This is a genomic window from Rhizobium sp. K102 (genome assembly GCF_022385315.1).
Taxonomy (GTDB): Bacteria; Pseudomonadota; Alphaproteobacteria; order Rhizobiales; family Rhizobiaceae; genus Rhizobium; species Rhizobium croatiense.
Window position 1 is genome coordinate 134,281 of the sequence record NZ_CP092434.1, and the last position, 23,127, is coordinate 157,407.

General features: G+C 57.3%; 11 protein-coding genes and 9 pseudogenes. 4 read left to right on the forward strand and 16 right to left on the reverse strand.

Features of this window, described 5'->3' with window-relative positions:
- Nucleotides 1-316: 316 nt before the first annotated feature.
- A pseudogene (locus MHI61_RS03660) lies at nt 317-1,108 on the forward strand (IS5-like element ISRel20 family transposase); the annotation flags it as partial.
- A 44-nt stretch (nt 1,109-1,152) separates the two neighbouring features.
- Here the strand turns inward: MHI61_RS03660 and MHI61_RS03665 are convergent.
- From MHI61_RS03665 to MHI61_RS03690, 6 genes and pseudogenes are all read right to left on the reverse strand, one after another.
- Entirely contained in the window at nt 1,153-1,458 is a 306-nt protein-coding gene (locus MHI61_RS03665) for a hypothetical protein (RefSeq protein WP_009996984.1), read from the reverse strand.
- Nucleotides 1,458-3,023, reverse strand: coding sequence for an IS66-like element ISRel19 family transposase (locus MHI61_RS03670; protein ID WP_009996985.1), 1,566 nt, complete (start codon nt 3,021-3,023; stop codon nt 1,458-1,460). Before MHI61_RS03670 ends, MHI61_RS03665 begins: the two co-directional genes overlap by 1 nt.
- A 10-nt stretch (nt 3,024-3,033) precedes the next feature.
- Nucleotides 3,034-3,444: an IS66 family insertion sequence element accessory protein TnpB gene (gene tnpB / locus MHI61_RS03675; RefSeq protein WP_239789418.1), complete on the reverse strand. Its 411-nt coding sequence runs from the start codon at nt 3,442-3,444 to the stop codon at nt 3,034-3,036.
- The gene (locus tag MHI61_RS03680) at nt 3,441-3,803 is read right to left on the reverse strand and encodes a transposase (RefSeq protein ID WP_009996987.1); all 363 of its coding nucleotides are present in this window, start codon (nt 3,801-3,803) and stop codon (nt 3,441-3,443) included. The genes tnpB and MHI61_RS03680 overlap by 4 nt, the downstream gene beginning before the upstream one ends.
- 929 nt (nt 3,804-4,732) lie before the next feature.
- Nucleotides 4,733-5,310, reverse strand: a pseudogene (locus tag MHI61_RS03685) (ATP-binding protein); the annotation flags it as partial.
- Nucleotides 5,310-5,492, reverse strand: a pseudogene (locus MHI61_RS03690) (IS21 family transposase); the annotation flags it as partial. The pseudogenes MHI61_RS03690 and MHI61_RS03685, both read right to left, overlap by 1 nt.
- A gap of 142 nt (nt 5,493-5,634) precedes the next feature.
- Between MHI61_RS03690 and istA (MHI61_RS03695) the strand changes: the two are divergent.
- Nucleotides 5,635-6,892, forward strand: a pseudogene (istA, locus tag MHI61_RS03695) (IS21 family transposase).
- Nucleotides 6,889-7,770, forward strand: a complete 882-nt coding sequence (istB, locus tag MHI61_RS03700; protein WP_003563080.1) for an IS21-like element ISRel3 family helper ATPase IstB — start codon at nt 6,889-6,891, stop codon at nt 7,768-7,770. The pseudogene istA (MHI61_RS03695) and the gene istB (MHI61_RS03700) overlap by 4 nt, the downstream one beginning before the upstream one ends.
- 52 nt (nt 7,771-7,822) lie before the next feature.
- Here istB (MHI61_RS03700) and MHI61_RS03705 read toward each other — a convergent pair.
- The 5 genes and pseudogenes from MHI61_RS03705 to istA (MHI61_RS03725) all read right to left on the reverse strand — a co-directional run.
- Nucleotides 7,823-8,134 (reverse strand): annotated as a pseudogene (locus MHI61_RS03705) (IS21 family transposase); the annotation flags it as partial.
- Between the two features lie 3,807 nt (nt 8,135-11,941).
- Nucleotides 11,942-12,187 (reverse strand): annotated as a pseudogene (locus MHI61_RS03710) (transposase domain-containing protein); the annotation flags it as partial.
- Nucleotides 12,188-12,248: 61 nt separating this feature from the next.
- A pseudogene (locus MHI61_RS03715) lies at nt 12,249-13,359 on the reverse strand (IS3 family transposase).
- Nucleotides 13,360-13,510: 151 nt separating this feature from the next.
- Nucleotides 13,511-14,392: an IS21-like element ISRel3 family helper ATPase IstB gene (istB, locus tag MHI61_RS03720; protein ID WP_003563080.1), complete on the reverse strand. Its 882-nt coding sequence runs from the start codon at nt 14,390-14,392 to the stop codon at nt 13,511-13,513.
- Nucleotides 14,389-15,646: pseudogene (istA, locus tag MHI61_RS03725) on the reverse strand (IS21 family transposase). The gene istB (MHI61_RS03720) and the pseudogene istA (MHI61_RS03725) overlap by 4 nt, the downstream one beginning before the upstream one ends.
- Before the next feature lie 163 nt (nt 15,647-15,809).
- Here istA (MHI61_RS03725) and MHI61_RS03730 point away from each other — a divergent pair.
- The gene (locus tag MHI61_RS03730; protein WP_077988945.1) at nt 15,810-16,955 is read left to right on the forward strand and encodes an IS4-like element ISRel1 family transposase; all 1,146 of its coding nucleotides are present in this window, start codon (nt 15,810-15,812) and stop codon (nt 16,953-16,955) included.
- Between the two features lie 110 nt (nt 16,956-17,065).
- Here MHI61_RS03730 and MHI61_RS03735 read toward each other — a convergent pair.
- From MHI61_RS03735 to virD1, 5 genes and pseudogenes are all read right to left on the reverse strand, one after another.
- Nucleotides 17,066-17,215 (reverse strand): annotated as a pseudogene (locus tag MHI61_RS03735) (helix-turn-helix domain-containing protein); the annotation flags it as partial.
- A 164-nt stretch (nt 17,216-17,379) separates the two neighbouring features.
- A complete protein-coding gene (virD4, locus tag MHI61_RS03740; RefSeq protein WP_011427370.1) occupies nt 17,380-19,380 on the reverse strand; it encodes a type IV secretion system ATPase VirD4 in 2,001 nt (666 codons plus the stop codon).
- A 4-nt stretch (nt 19,381-19,384) separates the two neighbouring features.
- The gene (locus MHI61_RS03745) at nt 19,385-21,259 is read right to left on the reverse strand and encodes a hypothetical protein (RefSeq protein ID WP_239789419.1); all 1,875 of its coding nucleotides are present in this window, start codon (nt 21,257-21,259) and stop codon (nt 19,385-19,387) included.
- 182 nt (nt 21,260-21,441) lie between these two features.
- Nucleotides 21,442-22,524, reverse strand: a complete 1,083-nt coding sequence (locus MHI61_RS03750; protein ID WP_239789420.1) for a relaxase/mobilization nuclease domain-containing protein — start codon at nt 22,522-22,524, stop codon at nt 21,442-21,444.
- 27 nt (nt 22,525-22,551) lie between these two features.
- Nucleotides 22,552-22,998 carry a T-DNA border endonuclease subunit VirD1 gene (gene virD1 / locus MHI61_RS03755; protein WP_011427368.1) on the reverse strand — a complete coding sequence of 149 codons (447 nt, stop codon included), beginning with the start codon at nt 22,996-22,998 and terminating at the stop codon, nt 22,552-22,554.
- Nucleotides 22,999-23,127: the final 129 nt, after the last annotated feature.

Sequence of the window (23,127 nt, forward strand, 5' to 3'; positions counted from 1 at the left end):
TGTGCTGTCGCTTTCTGTTACTGGATTCACCACCGAAGGACAGTTGGAAAGGGTACGGCCGCCGTATCTCACGATGGAAGCGGCCGGTGGCGAGGTGGAGGGCGCATCACTGTCTAGCAAGAACTTAAAACCTTGTTACATAGACTGAAAGCGACATCTCCGATGTAAAACATGAGCCGGAAGTGGACCTTCCAGACTCACACGATGTTTTACATCAGGATATATCCTGCCAATGCCTGAGAGCCCGATTTAAAAGAAGTTGAGCGATAACAGTCAGTTGTGATTCCCTATTGGTGCTAAATCAAATGGGGTTTCGATGAGCTGGACTGCTATCGCTCGCCGTGAGCATAACCGAGACGTGCTTCGTTTTCCAAGTGATTTGAAGGACCGGGAATGGGCGTTGATCAAACCGCTGATCCCGCCAGCGCGTCGTGGCGGGCGGCGTCGGACGACGAATATGCGCTCGGTCGCGGAGGCGATCCTCTATATCGCCTCGAGCGGCTGCCAATGGCGCATACTGCCGGGCGATTTTCCGCCGGTTTCGACAGTGCGCGGTTATTTTTATGCTTGGCGCGCGATCGGACTGTGGCAGAGCATCAACCAGCTTCTGGTGATGGCGGCGCGGGAAATCGAGGGACGGGAGGCGCAACCGACGGCAGGGATTATCGACAGCCAAAGCGTCAAGGCCACGCAAAGCGGCGGAATATCCGGCTATGATGCAGGCAAGAAGATTAAGGGCCGCAAGCGTCAGATTGTCACCGATACGCTTGGATTTCTGATCTTCGTGTTCATCCATGCTGCCGACATACAGGATCGCGACGGCGCACCCCATGTCCTCAAGGCGATCCGCCGCCGTTTTCCGTGGCTGCGCCACATCTTCGCCGATGGTGGCTACGCCGGAGCCAAGTTGAGGCGAGCAATGAGCGGCCATGGTGACTGGACGATCGAAATCGTCAAGCGTTCGGATCACGCCAAGGGCTTCGTCGTCCTGCCCAAGAGATGGGTGGTGGAAAGGACTTTCGCCTGGCTTGGACGCTGCCGCCGTCTCGCCAAGGATTGGGAGAAATCGATCGAAAGCGCAACCGCATGGGCGCAAATCGCTTCAATCGTAAGCGTCCGGCGAACGCATTTTCGGGTGTCGAGAGATGGAATCTATAGGCCGCGTTTCATCTCATCGGCCATGATGCGGTCGATTATTTCGGGATCGCACTGTGTGTCGATGAGGAACTCGCGGATACCGCCGTCCCACGTCCTGATGTCGGCGAGTAGGCTTTGAAGTTCTTCGATGCCATTCTCGGTCAGACCCTTCGTGCCGTCTTCACTGCCATCGCCGACGTAAACCAGTTCGCCTTCGGAGATGTTGTCCGAGTTTGCGGTCACTTCTTCGATCAGTTCGAGGTTTTCGCCGATCATGCCGGCGACTTGGCTGAGTGTGTAGATGAACCTCGAGCGCGCCATCAGGCGGCCTCGCATCGAGCTTTTGCCGGCGTCCAGTTCCAAGGCAGGAGGTCTTCAATTCGGTCTTCGGGGTGATCCTGGATCCGGGTCAGGACATCCGTCAGATAGACCTCTGGATTATGGCCTTGCAGTTTGACCGTCTCGATGATGGTGAGGATGTTGGCGATGCGCTCGCCGCCCTTGTCCGAGCCGGCAAACAGCCAGTTCTTCCTTCCAATTCCAAGCGGACGCATGGCTCGTTCAGCGATGTTGTTGTCGATTTCGACACGGCCATCGTCGATGTAGACGCTTAAGGCTGCCCATCGCGACAGGGCATATCGCATCGCCTCGGCCAGCCTCTGCTTCTGAGGCAAAGTCGAGAGTGTCGCCTCGATCCAGGCCTTGAGTTCGTCCAGAACAGGCCGGGCATGGTGTTGGCGCAGGGTGCGCCGCTCGTCAGCCGACATGCCTCGGATACGGTTCTCGATATCGTAGAGAGCGCCGATGCGTGACAGCGCTTCCTCAGCGATCGGAGACGGCTTGAGCTTTATCACATCATGGAACTTGCGGCGCACATGCGCCATGCAGGCGGCTTCAATGATCTGGTTGCCATAGAGCTTCTTGTAACCCCCGTAGCCGTCGGCATGCATGACGCCGCTGAAGCTTGCCAGGTGATCAGCCGGATGTGCGCCCCTGCGGTCGGGGCTGTAGTAATAGGCAATGGCTGCGGGAGTGGCGGATTGATAGCCACTGCCGTCAAAGATGTAGACCCAGACCCTGCCGGTTTTTGTCTTGCCCCGCCCGGGGTCGAGAACATCGACCGGGGTATCGTCCGTATGTATTCGGTCGAGTGCGGCGATATGGGCCCTGATTAACAGGACAAGTGGTGTCAGCAATGCAGATACCCGGCCGACCCAGTCGGCCATTACGGATCGGGAGATGTCTATCCCCAACCGGTCGTACATCTCTGACAGGCGGTAAAGGGGAATGTGATCGTCGAATTTGGCGATCATGATGTGGGCGAGCAGCCCCGGCCCGGGTTTGCCGCGCTCGATCGGCAAGGTCGGCATCTCGCCAGCCACTGTCGTATCGCATTCCCTGCAGATCATGCGCTTCTCGACATGCCGGACAATCTTGACCGACGCCGGCACGTGCTCCAGCACCTGGACCACTCTGTCGGCCGCCTTCAGGAACGAAGTGCCACCGCAGGTCGGGCAATTGCAGGGAGCTGCATAGACCAGTTCTTCGGTGGTGAGATCATCGGGTAGAGGCTTGCGCTTCGGCTTCTCGGATGCGTCGTCCAACTCCGGCAGAGGCGGTTTCCCGGAGCGCTGTTCAGCCTCGGCCCGGGAGGCCTCGATCTCCTCCAACATCAGCTCGAATTGCTCGATCTTCCTGTCGATCTTTTCCGAAGACGCGCCATGTTGCCGATGTCGGAGAAGCTCCAGTTGCGCGCGAAGAAGCCCGATTATGGAGTCTCGCTTGATGACCTCGGCTTCCTGGCTCTCAAGTTTTGCCGCCTGTTCCGCGACGAGTGCGCGCAAAGTATTGAGCTCGTCCTGACTGTCCAGCGGCGCTGTTTCCATATCCGCGAAACTAGCCGATTTGCCTCTGACGCACCAGCGTTAAGCTTCCCATGCCCCTGCAAAATATAGCTTTTATCCCGTTCGGCCGGGAGCGGAAGTTCCACGCCGGGCGTCGCCAATCGATCCCCTCAACGAGCATCGAAAGCTGCGCCTGCGTCAGGTGCGCTACACCCTCTTTCGCCGTCGGCCAGGGAAAGTATCCGCGCTCCAAAATCTTGTAGAACAGACAGAACCCCTGGCCATCCCACCAAAGAAGCTTGATCCGGTCCGCGCGTTTTCCGCGAAAGCCGAAGATTGCGCCCGAGCCCGGTGCCTCCCTCACGACCGTCTCGACCAGCGCGGACAGACCATCAATGCCACGCCGCATATCGGTCACTCCGCAGGCCAGATAGACCCTCACATTCCCCGATGGGCCGATCATACCGCCTCCACGCAAGCGACGAGCGGGCCAAGCAGCTTCAACTCAACGTCAACCGCAACCTTCAAGCTCCGACCGTTTCGAAGCAAGATCTCAACGATCGTCGGCCTTGTTGATGCGGTAGACGGCTGGCTTACGCCAACCTCCTCCGTGATTTCCACCGGGAGGAACACCGTCGGCCGATCGGCATAGTTGAATGATTGCCGCCACAAGCGGATCTGGCCCGGATGAATGTCGTGCCGGCGCGCCACATCGCCAATGCGAGCACCGGGCTCATCAGCTTCCGCAAGTATCCTCAGCTTCGCCTCGTCCGACCAACGCCGTCTGCGCTCGGTACCGGACATGATCTCTATGCGAGCCATGAAACCTCTTCGTTCTGGTATTAATGTCAGCACTAATGCTGGTTCTAATGCCAGAACATCGCCTGATTTGGCCGATCAGCAAAAACAGCTCACCGTACGCTCACCTTCAATCAGAATGCTCATAAGGCGCATCGCAAGGTATTGGATATACGAATGAACTTTTGAATCGGGCTCTTAGTGAAACCTATTTAGAATCTGGTGCCTTTTCACCTTTGGAAAGGTTGCGTGGCTCTTCGGAACGCAAAACAATAAAGGATTTTTTATACGCGGAAAGCTAGGTAGCTCAGAGGCTCAGAGAGAGCCAAGAATTGTTCAGGATAGTGAATTGAAAACGACGTACTCGTCAAAGAACGCCTTTTCACTGAACGGAATGCTTGGTCCGTTTGATACACCTTTCACCTCACATTGTATCCAAGCGCCAAGTTGCCTCTTCGAAATCTGGTCGGGCATACAAAGAGACGGAAGGCTGGCGACAGCTTTGACGTAATTGCGGTCCTTGATGTGCCGCTTCCAATGGGCGACAACGACGAGGTCGACGAGTGATCAAGTCTGGCATACTTGGCCTGGCGCTGTACTATTGCATTTGTGTTTGCAACACTCGTCATAAGTTGCGAGTTTTATGACAGAAACAAGGCCAACAAGAACTATGGCTCTGTAAACGTGCTTCGTTGCAGTTCTATTTTACCCGGGCCCTTCTACACGAAAGCAGTCCGATTGGAATAGGCTAGACCTTCTGGCGACAGCTTGGCAAAGCCGGGAGCTTTCAGTTCGCGTCCGACCGTGGTTTCGTCGATGAGAAATCAAGGCGACATGCCCGCCAGGTGTCAAGCGAAGCGAGGAATTGACCCCCTCCATTGATTGGTCGTTTCGCTTGTTTCAAGCGACGGTGATCACCATCCGAGGAGACAGCTATCGGCTTCGCGAAAAGCGCGCCGGGACACCAGTTGGAAGAACAGGTGCGCTGCATTCGCCTCGAAGGGAAGATAGCCGAGCTCGTCAATGATCAGCAATTTCGGACGAGCCAGGATCGCCAACTGCTTGTCGAGCGAGCCGTCGATGTGGGCCTTGGCCAACATCGCCACCAGCGTCGCGGCTGTGACGAACTGCACGTTGTAGTTCTGGCGGATCGCCTCGCGGCCAAGGCTGACAGCAAGGTGGGTTTTACCGGTACCAGGAGGCCCAAGGAATAGCACCGTATCGCCGTGAGCGATCCAGCGACAGGTCGCCAGTTCCCTGATTTGCCCATGATCAAGCGACGGCTGCGCCTCGAACTCAAAGCCGTCGAGTTCGCACACGAACGGGAACTGTGCGACTTTACTCGACATGGAGATGCGCCGCTCATCGCGCCGGGCGATCTCTCGCGATACCAGGAATGTCAGAGCTTCGCGCAAGTTCATCTTCGAGCGGGGCCGCCTCGTCAAGCAGAGTGTCGAGCTGATCGCGGATCGCCGTCAAGTTTCAGTCGATCGAGTGTTGCGATGAGTAGGTCGTGATCCACGTTCGCCATCACCATCCTCCTCCAACAACCGCCTCGTATTCCGCGAGTGGCCGCAGCAAGGTGGCCGGAGGCATTTCCAAGGGAGCTGTACGCACGGATCCCTCGGCACCGGTCACGCCGACAAAATGGGACCGGTCCACGATCCGTTGCCGCCGGCCCTGGCACAGGACATGATCGGCCACGACCTGGCCTGTCAGTACCGGAGCATACTCCCCAATAGTGCCGTTTGAATCTTCCCCAGGAGCTGCGCCGCTGGTCTTCCGGGGCGCGCCCCGGAAGACCAGCGGCGCGTCATCGCCGATACTCCTTCCGATGGTCGGAAGGGGGATATTGGTGATCAAGCTGAGGGAGACGATCATGATCTTGGATCTGCATCAGCAGGGCCTGACAGTGTCAGCTATTTCCAGAGAAACCGGCATCGATCGCAAGACGGTGCGCAAATACATAGAGCGGGGCCTTGAGGTCCCGCTTATGGACCGAGAAAGCCTCGCGCGACGGTTATCGATCCGTTTGCTTCATACCTGCGGGAGCGGGTGAAGACCTATCCCGGCCTCACTGGTAGTCGGTTGCTCCGAGAACTCCGGGATCGAGGTTATGCCGGCGGTTACACCGCCGTCACGTATTTTCTTCGTGACGTGCGACCTCCGGCAAATCCAGGTTTCGAGGTTCGCTTCGAGACGCCGCCAGGCGAACAGGCCCAAGTCGATTTCGCCCAGTTCCACGTCGTTTTCACTGACGAGCCAATGACGCAAGGATCGTTTGGTTGTTCTCGATGGTGTTGGGTCACAGCCGCCTCATCTGGGCACGCTTCGTCATGCATCAGAATCTGCCGACCGTCCTACGTTGCCACATCGCCGCTTTCGAGGCGATTGGTGGTGCGCCGCGGGAGGTGCTCTACGACCGGATGAAGACTGCCGTTATCGGCGAAGGTCAGACGGAGGGCATCATCTACAACCGTGCTCTCATCGACCTGGCCCGCCATTATGGATTTCATCCTAAGGCGTGCAAGGCCTACCGAGCCAAGACAAAAGGCAAGGTCGAGCGGCCGTTTCGGTATATCCGCGAAGACTTCTTCCTCGCTCGTTCGTTCCGCAATCTCGACGACATGAACGCCCAGCTCCGGCACTGGCTCGACACCGTCGCCAATCCAAGGAAGCACGCGACGACCCAGCGTGTCGTCAACGAGGCCTTCGCCGAGGAGCGGCCGTATCTGCGGCCGCTACCTCTGGCACCGTTCAAATCCGTTCTGAAGCTGGAGCGCCGCGTATCGCGGGAAGGCATGGTCAGCGTCGGCGGCAATACCTACAGCGTTCCGGATGCCACACGCAGTCGCATGGTTGAGGTCCACTCTCTCGCCGACGAAGTCCGCATCTTCGAGAACGGCACACTGATCGCCACTCATCCTGTGCTGGAGGGCCGCAAACAGCGCCGAGTCCATCCCGATCATCGACGATCGATGACGCCGCAACATAGGCCAAGGACACGAGACGAATCCCTTGTCGTCAAGCCTGCCGGCGACACCGTGCTGCAGCGGTCGCTCGCCTTCTATGACGCCGTCGGCAAAGTCCTGGCACGGGAGAGCCGCCCATGAGCGCGACCCTCGATGCCATTCCATCCATGATCGACCGTATTCGCCATGATCTCGTCGGTCTGAAGATGCCGCGCGCACTGGAAGCACTCGACCATGTCGTGCGCCGCCTCGAGCACGGTGAGCTATCTGCCCTCGAGGCTATCGATATCCTGCTGTCCGAGGAACTGACCCTGCGCGAGAACAGCCGCATCAAGACCGCTTTAAGAATGGGCAGGTTAGCGACGATCAAAACCCTTGCCGGTTTCGACTTCACCTTCCAACCTTCCCTCGACCGAGATCGCATCTTCACCCTGGCCCAGCTTGGCTTCGTCGATCGACACGAGGCCGTGCATTTCCTCGGCCCACCTGGAACCGGTAAGAGTCATCTTGCCACGGCGCTCGGCGTCGAAGCCGTCAAAGCTGGAAAGAGCGTCTACTTCACGAACCTTGCCGACCTCATCGGTTCGCTGGCCCGTTCCGAACGGGAGGGTCGGCTTCAGGAGCGCATTCGCTTCTTCTGCAGGCCAAGCCTGCTGATCGTCGATGAGATCGGCTACCTGCCCGTCGTCCAGGGCGGCGGCAATCTATTCTTCCAACTCGTGAACGCCCGATATGAGCGAGGTGCGATGATCCTGACATCAAACCGCGGCTTCGCTGAATGGGGCGATGTCTTCGGCGATCCAGTTGTCGCAACGGCGCTGCTCGACAGACTGTTGCATCATGCCGTCGTCGTTCAGATCGAAGGATCGAGTTACCGATTGCGCCAGCATGCCGAACTGATGCCGGAGCATGTTCGCTCCAAAGCCCTCATCGCACCACCGGCATTCGCCCCACCTCAAAAGCCGCGCGGGCGGCCGCCGAAAAATCCTCAATTCTCCCTGGCATCCACGTCGGCATAAGTGGGGAATTTTACTTCGGCACTTCTGGGGAAAATTACGCGGCATTGACATGGCCCGCATGACGGATGATCACACGGCCTGCCAGTACCACGACCTGAACGCTCTCGCCGATCAGACGCCAAGGCACGGAGTAGCTGTTCGTGTCGAGGTCGATTGCGCAATCGGCCTGAACCTTGCGCATGAGATCCCGCAACTGCCCGAACGGCGCGCGGCCAGCCAGCGGGCGAAGCGCCCCAGCCTCCGCGGCAAAGCGTTCCGCTGGCGCTATGCCAGTCGTGCCGTGTTCACGCTGGTCGGCAACATCGCGTACCCACCGGTCCAGATGCGCTTCGAATGCCGCCCAGCTCTCGAACCGGCGGTTCGCACGATAGTAGCGCCGGCGACCGTGTGCCGCGTCGCAGTTCCGTGGGCGGTTCGATGCGAGTGACGCCGCAGTCGCTGGCGCCGGAGAGGGGTTCGGGGCAGCAAGACGTCGATGCCGCAACGGAGACTCTCGAGCTGGCAACAACACGGCAATCAACCGGCACCGAAGGACCTTCGGCTTGCAATGTACTGGGATGACTTGCTGCCGAGCGCGGACAACCCCCAGACCAACTTCAGTATCCATGGTGTGCCCTACACGGCCACTCTGGGGCCATCAGGCATGCAGAGCGACATTTACCTTTTTCTGCAATAGGGTGGAGATGGATCGAGCAATAGATGCCAGTCGTTCTTGAAAAAGCACCAAACCGTTGAGAGAATCCGTTTTTTACGCGGCCACGTGCAGCGCGCCAACCCAGATGAGACGATCCCCAGTGCCGGGGGCGACATCGAATGTGCACGTCGCCAGTCTTCCTTCAAAACGTTGACGTTTAGCCAGCATCCCAAGAGGCGGCGACTGTCGCATCTCTCTTATGTCGTATGCAGTTCTTTAGTCATGCTTTTTCCTTCCGGCTTTGACGACGAAAGCACAGCGTGAAGCTACTGAGCAAACGAGGGAGACAGGGCATTTTGACGACGGCTCCCTTCCCAGACCATCGTCGAAACGGCTGACAGCCGGCGGAGGTGTCTGCGGCGCGGCCGGGCTAAGATTAGCTTGAATGTTGGAGGTGGCCTTGGAAGATTTACCGCCCCGCTAATAGCTGCTTGGCGCGGCGCAACTCCCATACGGCCAAAGAGCGACAATCCGGGAAAGCCTGCGCGCATGTCGGTATGGTCCGTCGCCAGCCAGACCTTCACGCCGCTCGGAATGGGGATCATCGCAGATGAAGCGCTTCTGTGTCGATGTCGGCGTCCATGCGGACGCGTCGGTCGCGACCCAGTTCGATCGTGACGTCGCTGCGCTTCCGGCGGGGGTGCGGCGGGGCCGGCGCTTCCGTCACGGCGGGTTGGACCGCCGGCGCGGCCTCCGACACGATCATGGGCACCAATGTGCTCACCGTCTCAGGCCGGGGGGCTTACAAAACACACGCTCCAATGCACAGAAACCTAGAAATGTAGGAACCATTGAAATTGACATGTCTATATATCCTGCCAAACATTTTATGAAGATTATCAAAGTCGTCCGGTTGCCCGGAATTTGATGGAGGGATGCATTATGAAGCGCGCTGTGGAGACCGGGTCAAGATAGTCTGGTGGGATGGGTCAGGGGTCTGCCTCTATTCGGGCAGCCCTATGGCAGAACCTAAAGCTGCGATCTCTACCTTCAGCGTCATCCAAGGACTGCACAGAAGCTGCGGCTCTTCGCGAGGTACGAGAGGCATTCAAAATGCCTTCTCATTGCACCGAAACGGCATATCTGCCGATTGAAAATTTTAAAAATGCGGCTCAATGAGGTAGGGCGCCCTTCTCCAGACACGAACAGCCATGCGACAACCCTTGGTCATAGAGCCAGAATGCCTGGAGTCACTCGCGCACCCGGAAATCCCCTATATAAGCCTCATTGGTTCTGGCATTCCAAGACAATCTCCATCCTTACCCTGCCTACTAAGCGTCGAACGTTTTCGAAGAACGAATTTGGTTCTCTCCCCTCAACCATAATCTTACCTAAAATCACCAAACCCCGGCATGACGTTTGCGCTGATGGTTGCAGTTGGCGCGCTCGTGGCGCTGTGCAAAGGCCTTTATGTTATAGGCGGTGCTCTGGCCTTCATCGCTTTCGTTCTTGCTATTTCCTCGGCAGAGCTTTCGCATGAGTAGACGCGCCTCGAAGCAGGCTGCCATGTGGGCCCGGCGAGTTTGTTTTTCTTCAGTCAGGGGTTTAGGATCCCCGCTTATGTTTCTTATCGCTCTTGTACTTGTAAGTTGATGCCAGAGCATCATATTTCAATTGTTGAAATAAAATTCTATCTTGTTTAGTACTACAACTTTCTTAATGCCCGCTAATTTTGAGGCTATTTTTGATCCGTCATTATTGTCGTAAGCAACTACGCAGAGCGCGGATAACTGGCAAACGCAATGTCCATTAAATAAGTGCAAACCTAATTAGCAAACGACATCAAGTGTCATGCGGTAAACCTTTGGTGTGAGTCAAAACGTGCATTCTGCCCTTACCCAGTTTTCCCCTTGGTTACGTTACTATAGCGATCGCGCCGTCTTCGTTGGGAGGCGCCGACATTCTTTAGCGATCATAAGTGGAAAAACTTATTACCAACTGCAATCATGGCCGGCCGTCTTTCAGGGAGCTTAGCAGGATGATTGTTCTTTTTACGGCCAAATCGAGGTTCCGCACCGTTGGCTCAATTGAGTGCGTGTTGTATTTCTGTTATCTTCAAGATGTATGGCGGCGTGTGCTGTTTTTGCGCCGCCACTTTTATTTAATTGTTTTTTATGAGGGTACTGTGTTATGCTGACGCCTCCTTTCACGTTAATTTTATTATGTTCTTATTCGAATTAATGAATGTGACTCTTTATATATATCTTTTGGATAATCTGTATTGTTTATGTCTTAAGGCATAAGAGTTTCCGGCGACGACCGACTGCCTTGATTTGCTGATTGGCCAAGTCGGGTAACGGTCCCCGCCTCGCACTCCACGGGTTCGATAGAAGGCCTGGTCGTTCAATACCAGAATAGTATTTCCTTGAACTTACTTGGAGTTAATTGATTAGAATAACGAGAGGCAATAGGAAAATACTCATCGTCTCAAACTTACGACGCCAAATAATCGTAAAGCGGTGATAAATAGAAATATAGTATAATAGTGGCGTGACGCGCCCGTCCGTGGCTGCTCGATCAGCGGTCGCCAAGCATCGGAAGCATAGAAATAATCAACACAAGCATATTGTTGACCTGACTTATTGATAATAATCTATTACCCGCCGCATATGACGGTTAAATACAAGGACTTTAAGGGAAACAAACACATGCAAAAAGCAACAAACCGCAAAACACTCCATAAGCGCCAGGTCAATGAGCGGGGATTTCGATCATGACCTTATCGCTCTCCCCCATGCTATCACATCAATCGCGCCATTCAGGTTTGCGCTGCTGTCAACAACGATGAACCAGGGCTTTGCATCAACAGGAGCGGCATACGGAGGGTAGGTCTGAACTTCATATGTTCCGGTTCCGACCAACCGTCCAGCGTCCACAGAGCGTTCTGCATCCGCACTCTCAAGATAAAGGTATTTGACTCTAACCGTCCCTCTCTTATGAACTGCGTAGCTCCTAGTAGCGTCGAACAGGGCATTCCGCATGTGATAAACTTCATTATCCATCAATTTGTAGGTTAGCCATACCATACTTGCAAGATAGGAGAGATTTGTTTAATTTTCTATATGATGAAGAATGCGTCGTTGTAGCAATGAGAAAAGGTGAGGTGATATATATAGCTTAACTAATCAAGGAACTCGAAACGAATAATGGCATTTTTACGATCGAAACGCTATCGAATAATTGTGTGGCCCTTTGCTTAAGCATATCTGCAGCTCGACAGCGACGGATAGTGATATCAAAGGTCATTCCACGCCATTTGACGGTGACATTTGTTGGCTTTTCGAGGGCAAGAGGGCTTGGATATGCACCCCGTGACTTACCATTAAGAAATTGATCTCCCTAAAGCGTTGCCACCAGCCGCACGGCATATACATCAGGATATATCCTGCCGAAGATTGGTAAGCGCGATTTTCGATGCGCATTGACGGCTGCGGCACCGCTGGAGCCGCCTCGCATCGGTAGCGATATCCGGCTCCGTTAGGCGGCGGAGGTTTTCGAGAAGTTGATCGGTAGCAGGTCGCCGATGTCGGCGTAGTCGTCTCGCTGCGGCAACTCAGTAAGCACGTGCCGCAGCCAGATCAGAGGGTCGACGCCACAGGCGCGGCAGGTCAGCATCAAACTATAGATCACTGCGCTGACCTTGGCTCTGTCAGCAGTGTCGCTGAACAGTCACGATTTTCTTCCCGTCGCAAAAACCCTGATGTCGCGTTCGAGAATGTTGTCAGAGCTGGCTCGGTTTGTCTGAACAGCTTCGGGCGTTTTTCTAAGTGGATTTCCGCCTCGATTATGCTGCCACAATCATCGGTGCCAGCGCGTTGAAGTAAGCCTGATCCGGCGTCTGCCGGTCAAGGGATGAATGTGGGCGTCGGGTGCCGATGCCAGCGCGAGCTTCAGACGGTTTTATAGGCGTGGAGGTAAACCTCCTCGTATTTGATCGACCGCCAGAGCCGCTCGACAAAGACGTTGTCCCGCCATGCGCCTTTGCTGTCCATCGAGATGGCGCTTTCGGCCTTCTTCAACACCGCCGTGAAGTCGATGGAGGTGAACTGCGATCCCTGATCCGTATTGAAGATTTCCGGCCTGCCGTAACGAGCAAGCGCTTCCTCGACCGCTTCGATGCAAAGTCCGCTTCCATCGTGATCGACAACCGCCACGACAGAACCCGACGACTGAACCAGTCGACGACGGCGCAGAGATAGACGAAGCCCCGTGCCATAGGGATGTAAGTCAGGTCCATTGCCCATACCTGGTTGGGCCGATGACCGCCAGTTTTCGCAGGAGATAAGGATAGATCTTGTGACCGGGAGCCGGTTTCGAAGTGTTTGGGCGGCGGTAGATAGCCTCAATGCCCATCTTCTTCATCAGCGTGGCAATGTGCAATCGCCCAGCTTCCAGCCCTTCTCCCCTCAAAAGCCCCTGCAACATCCGACTTCCCGCAAACGGGTATTCGAGATGCAGTTCATCAAATCGGCGCATCAGAGCAAGATCGCCACCCGACACTGGACGTGGAGAATAGTAGACGCTGCCACGGCTGAAGCCGAGAAGCTTCGCCTGGCGCACGACCGACAGTTTGTGTGCGCGGTCGATCATTTCTTTCCGCCCAGCAATCCCGCCTTGCCGAGCGCACCGGACAAAAATCGTTCTCCAGTGTCAGCTCGCCGATCTTGGCGTGCAGTGTTTTGACATCCACGGTTGGACCCGCCGGTTCCGCCTTCGCTTCATCACCGAAAACGCCTGTCGCCCCCTCAAGGAGCTGGTCTTTCCACTGTTTGATCTGGTTGGCGTGCACGTCAAACTGCTGGGACAATTCCACCAGCGTCTGCTCGCCCCTGATGGCGGCAAGCGCCACCTTTGCCTTGAAGGCCGGGTATGGTTCCGGCGCGGTCTCTCGTCATGGTCTCTCCTGTTCCACTGCTGTCCGGTTTAAATTTAGTGGACATGGTGCACGGTGTTGATTCTACTCATGTTCGAGCGTTTCGCGACGATCTCGGACACGTGTCAATGCCGCGTAATTTTCCCCAGAAGTGCCGAAGTAAAATTCCCCACTTATGCCGACGTGGATGCCAGGGAGAATTGAGGATTTTTCGGCGGCCGCCCGCGCGGCTTTTGAGGTGGGGCGAATGCCGGTGGTGCGATGAGGGCTTTGGAGCGAACATGCTCCGGCATCAGTTCGGCATGCTGGCGCAATCGGTAACTCGATCCTTCGATCTGAACGACGACGGCATGATGCAACAGTCTGTCGAGCAGCGCCGTTGCGACAACTGGATCGCCGAAGACATCGCCCCATTCAGCGAAGCCGCGGTTTGATGTCAGGATCATCGCACCTCGCTCATATCGGGCGTTCACGAGTTGGAAGAATAGATTGCCGCCGCCCTGGACGACGGGCAGGTAGCCGATCTCATCGACGATCAGCAGGCTTGGCCTGCAGAAGAAGCGAATGCGCTCCTGAAGCCGACCCTCCCGTTCGGAACGGGCCAGCGAACCGATGAGGTCGGCAAGGTTCGTGAAGTAGACGCTCTTTCCAGCTTTGACGGCTTCGACGCCGAGCGCCGTGGCAAGATGACTCTTACCGGTTCCAGGTGGGCCGAGGAAATGCACGGCCTCGTGTCGATCGACGAAGCCAAGCTGGGCCAGGGTGAAGATGCGATCTCGGTCGAGGGAAGGTTGGAAGGTGAAGTCGAAACCGGCAAGGGTTTTGATCGTCGCTAACCTGCCCATTCTTAAAGCGGTCTTGATGCGGCTGTTCTCGCGCAGGGTCAGTTCCTCGGACAGCAGGATATCGATAGCCTCGAGGGCAGATAGCTCACCGTGCTCGAGGCGGCGCACGACATGGTCGAGTGCTTCCAGTGCGCGCGGCATCTTCAGACCGACGAGATCATGGCGAATACGGTCGATCATGGATGGAATGGCATCGAGGGTCGCGCTCATGGGCGGCTCTCCCGTGCCAGGACTTTGCCGACGGCGTCATAGAAGGCGAGCGACCGCTGCAGCACGGTGTCGCCGGCAGGCTTGACGACAAGGGATTCGTCTCGTGTCCTTGGCCTATGTTGCGGCGTCATCGATCGTCGATGATCGGGATGGACTCGGCGCTGTTTGCGGCCCTCCAGCACAGGATGAGTGGCGATCAGTGTGCCGTTCTCGAAGATGCGGACTTCGTCGGCGAGAGAGTGGACCTCAACCATGCGACTGCGTGTGGCATCCGGAACGCTGTAGGTATTGCCGCCGACGCTGACCATGCCTTCCCGCGATACGCGGCGCTCCAGCTTCAGAACGGATTTGAACGGTGCCAGAGGTAGCGGCCGCAGATACGGCCGCTCCTCGGCGAAGGCCTCGTTGACGACACGCTGGGTCGTCGCGTGCTTCCTTGGATTGGCGACGGTGTCGAGCCAGTGCCGGAGCTGGGCGTTCATGTCGTCGAGATTGCGGAACGAACGAGCGAGGAAGAAGTCTTCGCGGATATACCGAAACGGCCGCTCGACCTTGCCTTTTGTCTTGGCTCGGTAGGCCTTGCACGCCTTAGGATGAAATCCATAATGGCGGGCCAGGTCGATGAGAGCACGGTTGTAGATGATGCCCTCCGTCTGACCTTCGCCGATAACGGCAGTCTTCATCCGGTCGTAGAGCACCTCCCGCGGCGCACCACCAATCGCCTCGAAAGCGGCGATGTGGCAACGTAGGACGGTCGGCAGATTCTGATGCATGACGAAGCGTGCCCAGATGAGGCGGCTGTGACCCAACACCATCGAGAACAACCAAACGATCCTTGCGTCATTGGCTCGTCAGTGAAAACGACGTGGAACTGGGCGAAATCGACTTGGGCCTGTTCGCCTGGCGGCGTCTCGAAGCGAACCTCGAAACCTGGATTTGCCGGAGGTCGCACGTCACGAAGAAAATACGTGACGGCGGTGTAACCGCCGGCATAACCTCGATCCCGGAGTTCTCGGAGCAACCGACTACCAGTGAGGCCGGGATAGGTCTTCACCCGCTCCCGCAGGTATGAAGCAAACGGATCGATAACCGTCGCGCGAGGCTTTCTCGGTCCATAAGCGGGACCTCAAGGCCCCGCTCTATGTATTTGCGCACCGTCTTGCGATCGATGCCGGTTTCTCTGGAAATAGCTGACACTGTCAGGCCCTGCTGATGCAGATCCAAGATCATGATCGTCTCCCTCAGCTTGATCACCAATATCCCCCTTCCGACCATCGGAAGGAGTATCGGCGATGACGCGCCGCTGGTCTTCCGGGGCGCGCCCCGGAAGACCAGCGGCGCAGCTCCTGGGGAAGATTCAAACGGCACTATTGGGGAGTATGCTCCGGTACTGACAACACGAAAGAGGAACAACACCGTGCGGCATGACAATAGCGTCTTTCATGATCTGTTGAAGCGGATTCCGTGGACGGTGTTCGAAAGACTTGTGGAGGAGCATCAGGCCGACAAGCACGTTCGGCGGCTGTCGACGAAGAGCCAGTTGATCGCGCTGCTTTACGGCCAGCTTGCCGGTGCCGTCAGCCCGCGCGAGATCGTCGGCTCCCTGGAAAGCCATAGTGCCCGCCTTTACCATCTCGGCGCTCGCCCGGTGTCGCGCTCGACCTTCGCCGATGCCAACGGCCTGCGTCCGAGCGCCGTTTTTGCAGAGTTGTTCACGCAGATGCTGGCCCGCGCCGGGCGCGGCCTCAAGCGGGCCGTCGGCGAGGCGGTCTATCTGATCGACGGCAGCAGTCTGCCACTTTCCGGGGCGGGATCGCAGTGGGCCCGCTTTTCCGATCAGGCCTGCGGCGCCAAGATGCACGTCGTCTATGATGCCAATGCCGAACGGCCGATCTACGCGGCCGTCACCCCGGCCAATGTCAACGACATCACCGCCGCCAAGGAGATGCCGATCGAGGCCGGCGCCACCTATGTCTTCGACCTCGGCTATTACGACTTCGGCTGGTGGGCGAAGCTGGACGCCGCCGGCTGCCGCATCGTCAGCCGCCTAAAGTCCCACACGAAACTGACGGTGAGCGCCGAGCAGGCGGCAAACGAGGATGCCGGCATCCTGTTCGACCGCATCGGCCTGTTGCCGCAGCGTCAGGCCAAGAGCCGCCGCAACCCGATGAACCGGCCGGTGCGCGAGATCGGCGAGCGGATCGAAACCGGCAAGGTGCTGCGCATCTTCTCCAACGATCTTACTGCCCCGGCCGAGGAGATCGCCGCGCTTTACAAGCGCCGCTGGGCGATCGAACTGTTTTTCCCCTGGGTCAAGCAGACGCTGAAGATCCGCCATTTCCTCGGCAACAGCGAAAATGCCGTGCGCATCCAGGTGGCCGTCGCTCTGATCGCCTATCTGCTGCTGCAGATGGCAAAGGCCGACCAGGCCACCATCATAAGCCCGCTGGCCTTCGCCCGCCTGGTGCGCACCAACCTGATGCACCGCAAAAGGATCGACCGCCTGCTAAAGCCACGCCACAGCCCTCCCGGAAATCCCGGCCAGATGAGCCTCCAATGGTGACAAAATTTAAACCGGACAGCAGTGCTCCTGTTCCCGGCATCTAAGCCGAAGTCAGGCAGAAATTCCACTTATCCTAGCTGTGTAGATTTCCCGAGCCAGCTCTGCCGAGCAGTTAACTCACCCTCTTTCGCTCTTGCGATCCAGCGGATCGCCGTCGAAATCCCAACTCCGAAACGAGCCGCAGCCTGTCGAGCCGACATGCCCGCCGCAGACGCTTTCAAAACCCATATTAGGAGATCATCGCTCAGGGCCTGTCCCATCATCCACCTCTCCGCTGTGGATGTTGAATCAGCTTCGGTCGCTCTCGTCACCTCACAATCGATTCATCAATCGCAGGACATGTCTAGGTCTGGCACCGCATCGATCGAACCGCAATATCTGACCGACTCCGGCATCGAATGATGCCGAACGACGCTGCTTCAAATCAATCCCCGGGGTTTGACGAGCCAGACCTATACCGTTGCTGAAGCGCGATTATCCGTTTCAGCAATTGTTCTTGCGCAACCAGAGCCGGAGCGACTTCGGCAGACGGGCCGGCATCGGCGGTGACACAAGCTGTGCTGGCGTATTCCTCCAGATCGTCGATTTCAATCGGGCCGTACGGGATATCAAATCCGATGGCCCCATCGTTGTCGTGATTGCAGTTGCCGTTGTACCCATCGGTTTCCGCATTGTCGCCTACAAAATCCTTGTCGCCGGGCTCTCGCGCCGCCGCGAGGACAGTCGGCTGTTCCAGGTCTCCGCGATTGATGTTCTCCGGCAGCACAAGGGGCGCTGGCTCGGGGAGCGAACCGGTCTGGGCTTCGAAAATACGCTTCAGCGCGCGATCCGAGTAATATTGCACTTTTCGCAGTTTAAGTGGCGGGTGCCCCTTTATGAGGATGATTTCATTCCTGTCGTCGATCAAGCGCACCTGTTCGGGGCGCAAAAGCGGTGCCCCCTGATCGGAGATCTGGATGTTCTGGTCGAACATGCGTGTCTGATTATAGGAGGTCGAGCGCGCCTTGAACGTATATTCCCCGATAGCCTTCGAGATATATGTCGGTGTTTCGTCGTCAGCGGTGGCCATAAATACCTGCACACCGGTATTGCTGAGAAAGTTCTGTTTGCCCGCCTCGTCGTAGGTACCCGTCAGCGCGGAGAGACTCTGAATAATAAACATGAAACGGCCATTGTATCCGGCGATGGTGGTGATCGCGGTCTCGATGGCCTCAAGTTTGCCCAGATGCCTGAATTCGTCGAGGAGAAACAGAACTTCGTAGCGCTCGTCCTTCCCTGGCAGGGATCGCTGCAAAATCGACACGACCTGCTGAAAAAGAAGGCGCATCAACGGCGCAACGACCTCAAGATCGTTGGGACTTACACAAAGATAAACGCAGGTCTTCCTGCGACGCAGGTCGTAGATGGAAAAGTCGGATCGGCTGGTCGCTGCCTTGACCAGCGGATCAGCCCAAAGATTGAGACCGCCGTCGCCGAGCACCGACGTATAGGAGGTTAGGATTTTCGTGTCGTTGCCCGCCATGTTGTCAAAGATGCGCTGAGCCTCCTTATTCTGGCTTTCTTCCGCGAGTTGCGCAAAAAGCTTGTACTTCTCGCCAGGCTGGGCAAAAAGGTCGTAGACTGCGCCTATTGTCGGAGTGCCGCGCTCGATACAAGCAAGGATACCCGCAACAAAAAGGTCTCGTGCGCCATCGATGAAGCCTTCCGCTCCCTTGCCTTTCGCAGTGATAAGGTTTGCAGCAAGTCGGCGTGTCTCGGTAAACTGCCTCTCGGGAGGCATTGCCGCAATATCGAGAACCGGATTGTAGCAATGGGTCCGTCGCTCCGGATCCAGAGGCGCGAACTTGAAAACGACGTTGCCGTTTGCCTTTCGTGCCCTGGACGTCAGGTCAAAAAGCTCACCTTTGACATCGAGTGCTATCACCGAGCCCCTGAAGGTCAGCAGCGTCGGAATGACGACGCCGACGCCCTTGCCGGCTCGCGTCGGCGCGACGACCAGACTATGGGGCTGTTCGCCGTTGGTCAGATAGCTGCCGAACCAGTGGGGACCACAGGTCTTGCCAAACACCGCACCATTGATACTGGTGTAACGCTGCAGGTAGCCGGCACGTCGCATTTCCCCGAATTCTGCCCAGCGAGCCGTTCCATGATGCTCGCGGTTGCGCAGCGACACGAACAGTTGGCTGAGTAGAACGACGGCTGAAGTTGATACGACAATGGCCAGAGCGTAGTAGAATACCGAGGTCGTATGCCCCAGATAGAGCGGCGACTCGTACCAGATGGCGAAGACACTGAAGGTCATCATCGCTTCGCCATTAAAGCCTTGGCGGAACGTTACATACAAGCTTGCAACACAAAGACCGGCTGCCAGCGAGCATACGACACTAACGGCCAAACGTAGGGGCGTGCTCTTGCTCGAGTTCATCTCTTCACCAAACACTGCGGGACAAATCGGAAATCGCGTTTGAGGTCCGGGCGCTGCCAGAACAGAACCCAACGGTCGTAACCTTCACGCGATCGCGGTTCCGGTCGGCTGGCCGGTGGCCGGCTCCCGCGGTCCCGTTCATCCAGCCGTCGATTTCCGACAGCATCACATCATCAAAAGGCGTGAACCTACCCCTTCTGCTAGGACGATGGTGTCCGGGAACAGGAGCGGTATCATGAAACCTGGCGGGTGCGTGCCCGACGTTTTTTCGTGGTCTGGCGATGCAGGCAACCGGCGTCGGGCAAGCGCTTGCTACTAGTTCGTTACAGATCATCTCGGGCTCGCGGAGCCACAATGACGTCAGTTGACTGGCATCGTGGGACATCGTGGGCAGATGACCGGCGGCTGATTGCGTCGGGATATGGGTTGCCTGAACCGGACCGCAGGTCAGCCGGAGACGATATCTGTTGCTTTCCCTTTTCAGCAGTGGTCGTTGCGAGCCGCGCACACTTCTTGATGTGAGCCGTTTCAGCGCCGGACAGATCGGAAAATTCCCGGCGTGCGCCGTGTCGCAGGCCGGCATCCCGGGCGAATTTCTGACAGCGCGCCCATTCCGGGAGACGCTGTCGGGACCAGCCGCGGTGAATTTCGGCGGAATGTTTCGCGTCGGGGACCAACCGTCCGAGCGAAAACTCACGATTGCATCGATTTTTTCAAGATCGGCCGATGTGAAGCCAGGCCAGCCACAGGGCTCCGCTGCAGCGCACTCCGGTGCTTGCGGCAAGAGTCCATGGCGTTTAACAGCGTGCATCTCCGGATCGACGCAGGGCCCGTCCACGACCCCGGGGAATGCCTCGCCTGATCCGGACTGCATATCCGGTATGACACTCGTCGTCCCCCCGGGCATTCTCAACGGGGCGTCGTATGCCGCATCGATTTCGGCCAGAGCTGCTTCGTTCAGGTCGGGGATATCCTCGTGGCGACCTTGTGGCGAGGTTTGCGTACCCGGAAATAACCCCTGAGATGATCCGGGGGTCGTTTCTTCGCGGAAACGACTGTGGAGTTCTTTCGTGCGGGTACTGCCGGCATCGTCCAGAACTTCGGTATGTGTCACGCTGCGAGAACCTCTCATCGTGTCGGAAGTTGGAGTGTTCGCATGAACCGCAAGATTTTCGGCTTCACGGTCTCCTCCACCCCCAGTTCGCAAGCGGAATGGTATCAGCCGAGTTTCTATCCGTATCGGTATCCCTCCCGAACCAATGCGCGGGTGGACCCGAATGGGGTAAGGAGACGGGAGTGGCGTCCGGAATTGATGAGCTTTCCTGCCAGTTTCCCCGTGTTGTTTCTGTCGGTGGCCGAATGTTGTATACACTCGCTTCGGATGGGCGTTGCTCGGCTGGCAGAGACTGCCGAGCGCGCTTTGCCGCTGTACGGCCGATTTGACTGTCCAGCCGGGGGACTGGTTTCCGCGCAGTCGCTTCGCGGCCCGTGCTGGCGGCTCCGGCGACATGGCAGGTTCACCGGCGCGCCTGTCTGATCGTTCCGGTTCAAGCGAGCGCAAGTACTGCATGGCGGCGCGGAAATCACCTTTGTTATTGTGCAGGATGGCGGGTACATTTGCAGTCGCTTCGAATGCGCCAGGCGAGTCCGCAGCGGCCTCGATGAGGCCGGCAGCAGTACTCGCCGGCATTTCCCTGATATGTGGGTGCACTCCTTCATTCGGTCGTGTCGGCAGATCGGCCGCGACTGCCGCGCCCTCTCCGCCGCCCCGTACCTTGATCTGCCCCTCCAGCGCCGGGATTGTTGCCGTTCCATGGCCGTCGTCCGAGACTGTCAGCGCCGGACGCGCGCGATAATCGGTGAACTGCCCATGGGTCATGATTGGCTCCTTACCTGCGTCCTAATCCCGGCGACGATCCTGGCTGCTCCCATCCCTTGCCCGTTTTCGGTCACCCGGTGCCTCGTCCTCAAGTGCCCGCTTCGAGGAAAGCGGTCTCTGCTGCTGGCTTTCGAAAACCGCAGGCAGTGAATCAGTCGCCGATCCGCTACGGGCGGTGTCATTCAACGACAGTGACCTGGGGGGGCGGCCAGCAATGTTGCGGGGTTATTGCGATCGTTCTGCTCCCGGGCGGTTGTCTCCGGCTCGGTGGCAATTGATCTCCCGCCCTTTGCCCCACTCGGCTCGCCAGCATCATCGCGTCGTCGTTTTGGATTCTCTTGCGCGGTGTCTGGCGACTGCACCGCATTCTGGTTTGCTGTGCCAGGAACTCCGGAATTGTCCCTTGGCTTGCATGCGCCGTCCCGGACAGCATTTGGTGCGTCATCACCGAGGTTGCCCGCCGGAACGAATCCTGCGCTCTCCAACAAGGGAACGGGCGACGCGTTATGTGCGACGGACGGTTGAACTGCGGCCTTCGATTTGCTCGAAGGCCCGGCAGGAGGCAACGTATCCACAGGTTGGTCCTGCAAGGGATGATCTTCACGCGGTGACCCCTGTTCCGTATCTGCATCGTCGAACCGGACCCGGCTGGCCTGCCGCTCAAGGCGCCGGAACTGGGCGTAAGTCATCGGACGCTCAAGGATACCACGTTCTGCTCGTGAGCTGGCATCAAGGACAATGCCGTGGCGGAGCGAAATCTCGGCCATCTTCATGCGCAAGGCTTCGTAATTCAGATGCGGGTGGCGCCGCGAAATCTTCAGCCACTCACGTCCCAGAAGTTCGCGGCGGTTGACCACGACATGCAGGTGCGGGTGATCGCGGTCAACGTGGAAGGCCGTAAGATAGTTGTATCGCCCGCCCCCGTTGCCTGACCCAAACATCTCGGCTGCCCACTCGCGGCTCGCCGCATAAGCATCTGCTCGACCTGTGCCCGGGGGGAAGCTTACAATAATATGCGTGGTCAACTCCTGTTCCCTTCGCTCATCCGGCTGACTTTCGTCATAAACTCCGGTCTCCTGGACCCAGCTTCGGGCAAGTTCAGCGATTTGATCCGGCGGCACGGGGATATCGAGGTGCCGGGCTGAACGCTGCAACTCGAGTTTTCCCTTCCGGGAGAGATACTCCAGCTGATTGATGATCTGCTGGAGGGTCCTAGTTCCACCATCAGGTACTATGCGAATGATAACCTGAGGTCGATCCGGCATCGAACATGCTCCCGGGCGGGTGCCACGTCAGCGCTGCAATGTGTCTTTCAGCATAGCGCAACCATCTATACGCCGGCGGGATACGGACAAAATAGAACGGAGCAAGCCGTCAAGGTCGGCGAACGCCTTGCCGAAAGCGATACGTTCGGCTCTCAGGGCCTCCAAATCCGGCCGCGGATTATCCGCGTAAGCAGACAACAGGGCGGCAATATTGCCTGAAAGCGTTCCCATGGACAAAAGAATACCTTCCATCTTACCACGCGTTTTTTCATCTATTTCGAGAAAGCCCCCAATGCGGCGCACTGCAACGCGCATGGCCATACTGTCAGACAGTCCCAGCGAGCGCGCTTGGTGGGAGAAGGTCTCATATTCAGCCGATCGCAAACGCGTGCTTACGACCTTAAAGCCGTCGATACACACGCGATTATGCTGGTCGGTAGCAGTATCATACGGAGCCGGTTTGGCCTGCGCCATGACTTCCTCCATGGAATTGGAACGATTTTGTTCCGTCCGGGGCTTCGCCGCCAGGAGCAATGGAAAGCCTAGTCCTATTAAATCCCAAATCAATATTATACTTCCACAATTTCAGTTTATATTATTACA

What these genes read in the sequence shown, in the direction of transcription:
- MHI61_RS03665 (WP_009996984.1), bottom strand. Translation starts at nt 1,458, where the DNA reads ATGGCGCGCTCGAGGTTCATCTACACACTCAGCCAAGTCGCCGGCATG.
- MHI61_RS03670 (WP_009996985.1), bottom strand. Translation starts at nt 3,023, where the DNA reads ATGGAAACAGCGCCGCTGGACAGTCAGGACGAGCTCAATACTTTGCGC.
- tnpB (WP_239789418.1), bottom strand. Translation starts at nt 3,444, where the DNA reads ATGATCGGCCCATCGGGGAATGTGAGGGTCTATCTGGCCTGCGGAGTG.
- MHI61_RS03680 (WP_009996987.1), bottom strand. Translation starts at nt 3,803, where the DNA reads ATGGCTCGCATAGAGATCATGTCCGGTACCGAGCGCAGACGGCGTTGG.
- istB (WP_003563080.1), top strand. Translation starts at nt 6,889, where the DNA reads ATGAGCGCGACCCTCGATGCCATTCCATCCATGATCGACCGTATTCGC.
- istB (WP_003563080.1), bottom strand. Translation starts at nt 14,392, where the DNA reads ATGAGCGCGACCCTCGATGCCATTCCATCCATGATCGACCGTATTCGC.
- virD4 (WP_011427370.1), bottom strand. Translation starts at nt 19,380, where the DNA reads ATGAACTCGAGCAAGAGCACGCCCCTACGTTTGGCCGTTAGTGTCGTA.
- MHI61_RS03745 (WP_239789419.1), bottom strand. Translation starts at nt 21,259, where the DNA reads ATGACCCATGGGCAGTTCACCGATTATCGCGCGCGTCCGGCGCTGACA.
- MHI61_RS03750 (WP_239789420.1), bottom strand. Translation starts at nt 22,524, where the DNA reads ATGCCGGATCGACCTCAGGTTATCATTCGCATAGTACCTGATGGTGGA.
- virD1 (WP_011427368.1), bottom strand. Translation starts at nt 22,998, where the DNA reads ATGGCGCAGGCCAAACCGGCTCCGTATGATACTGCTACCGACCAGCAT.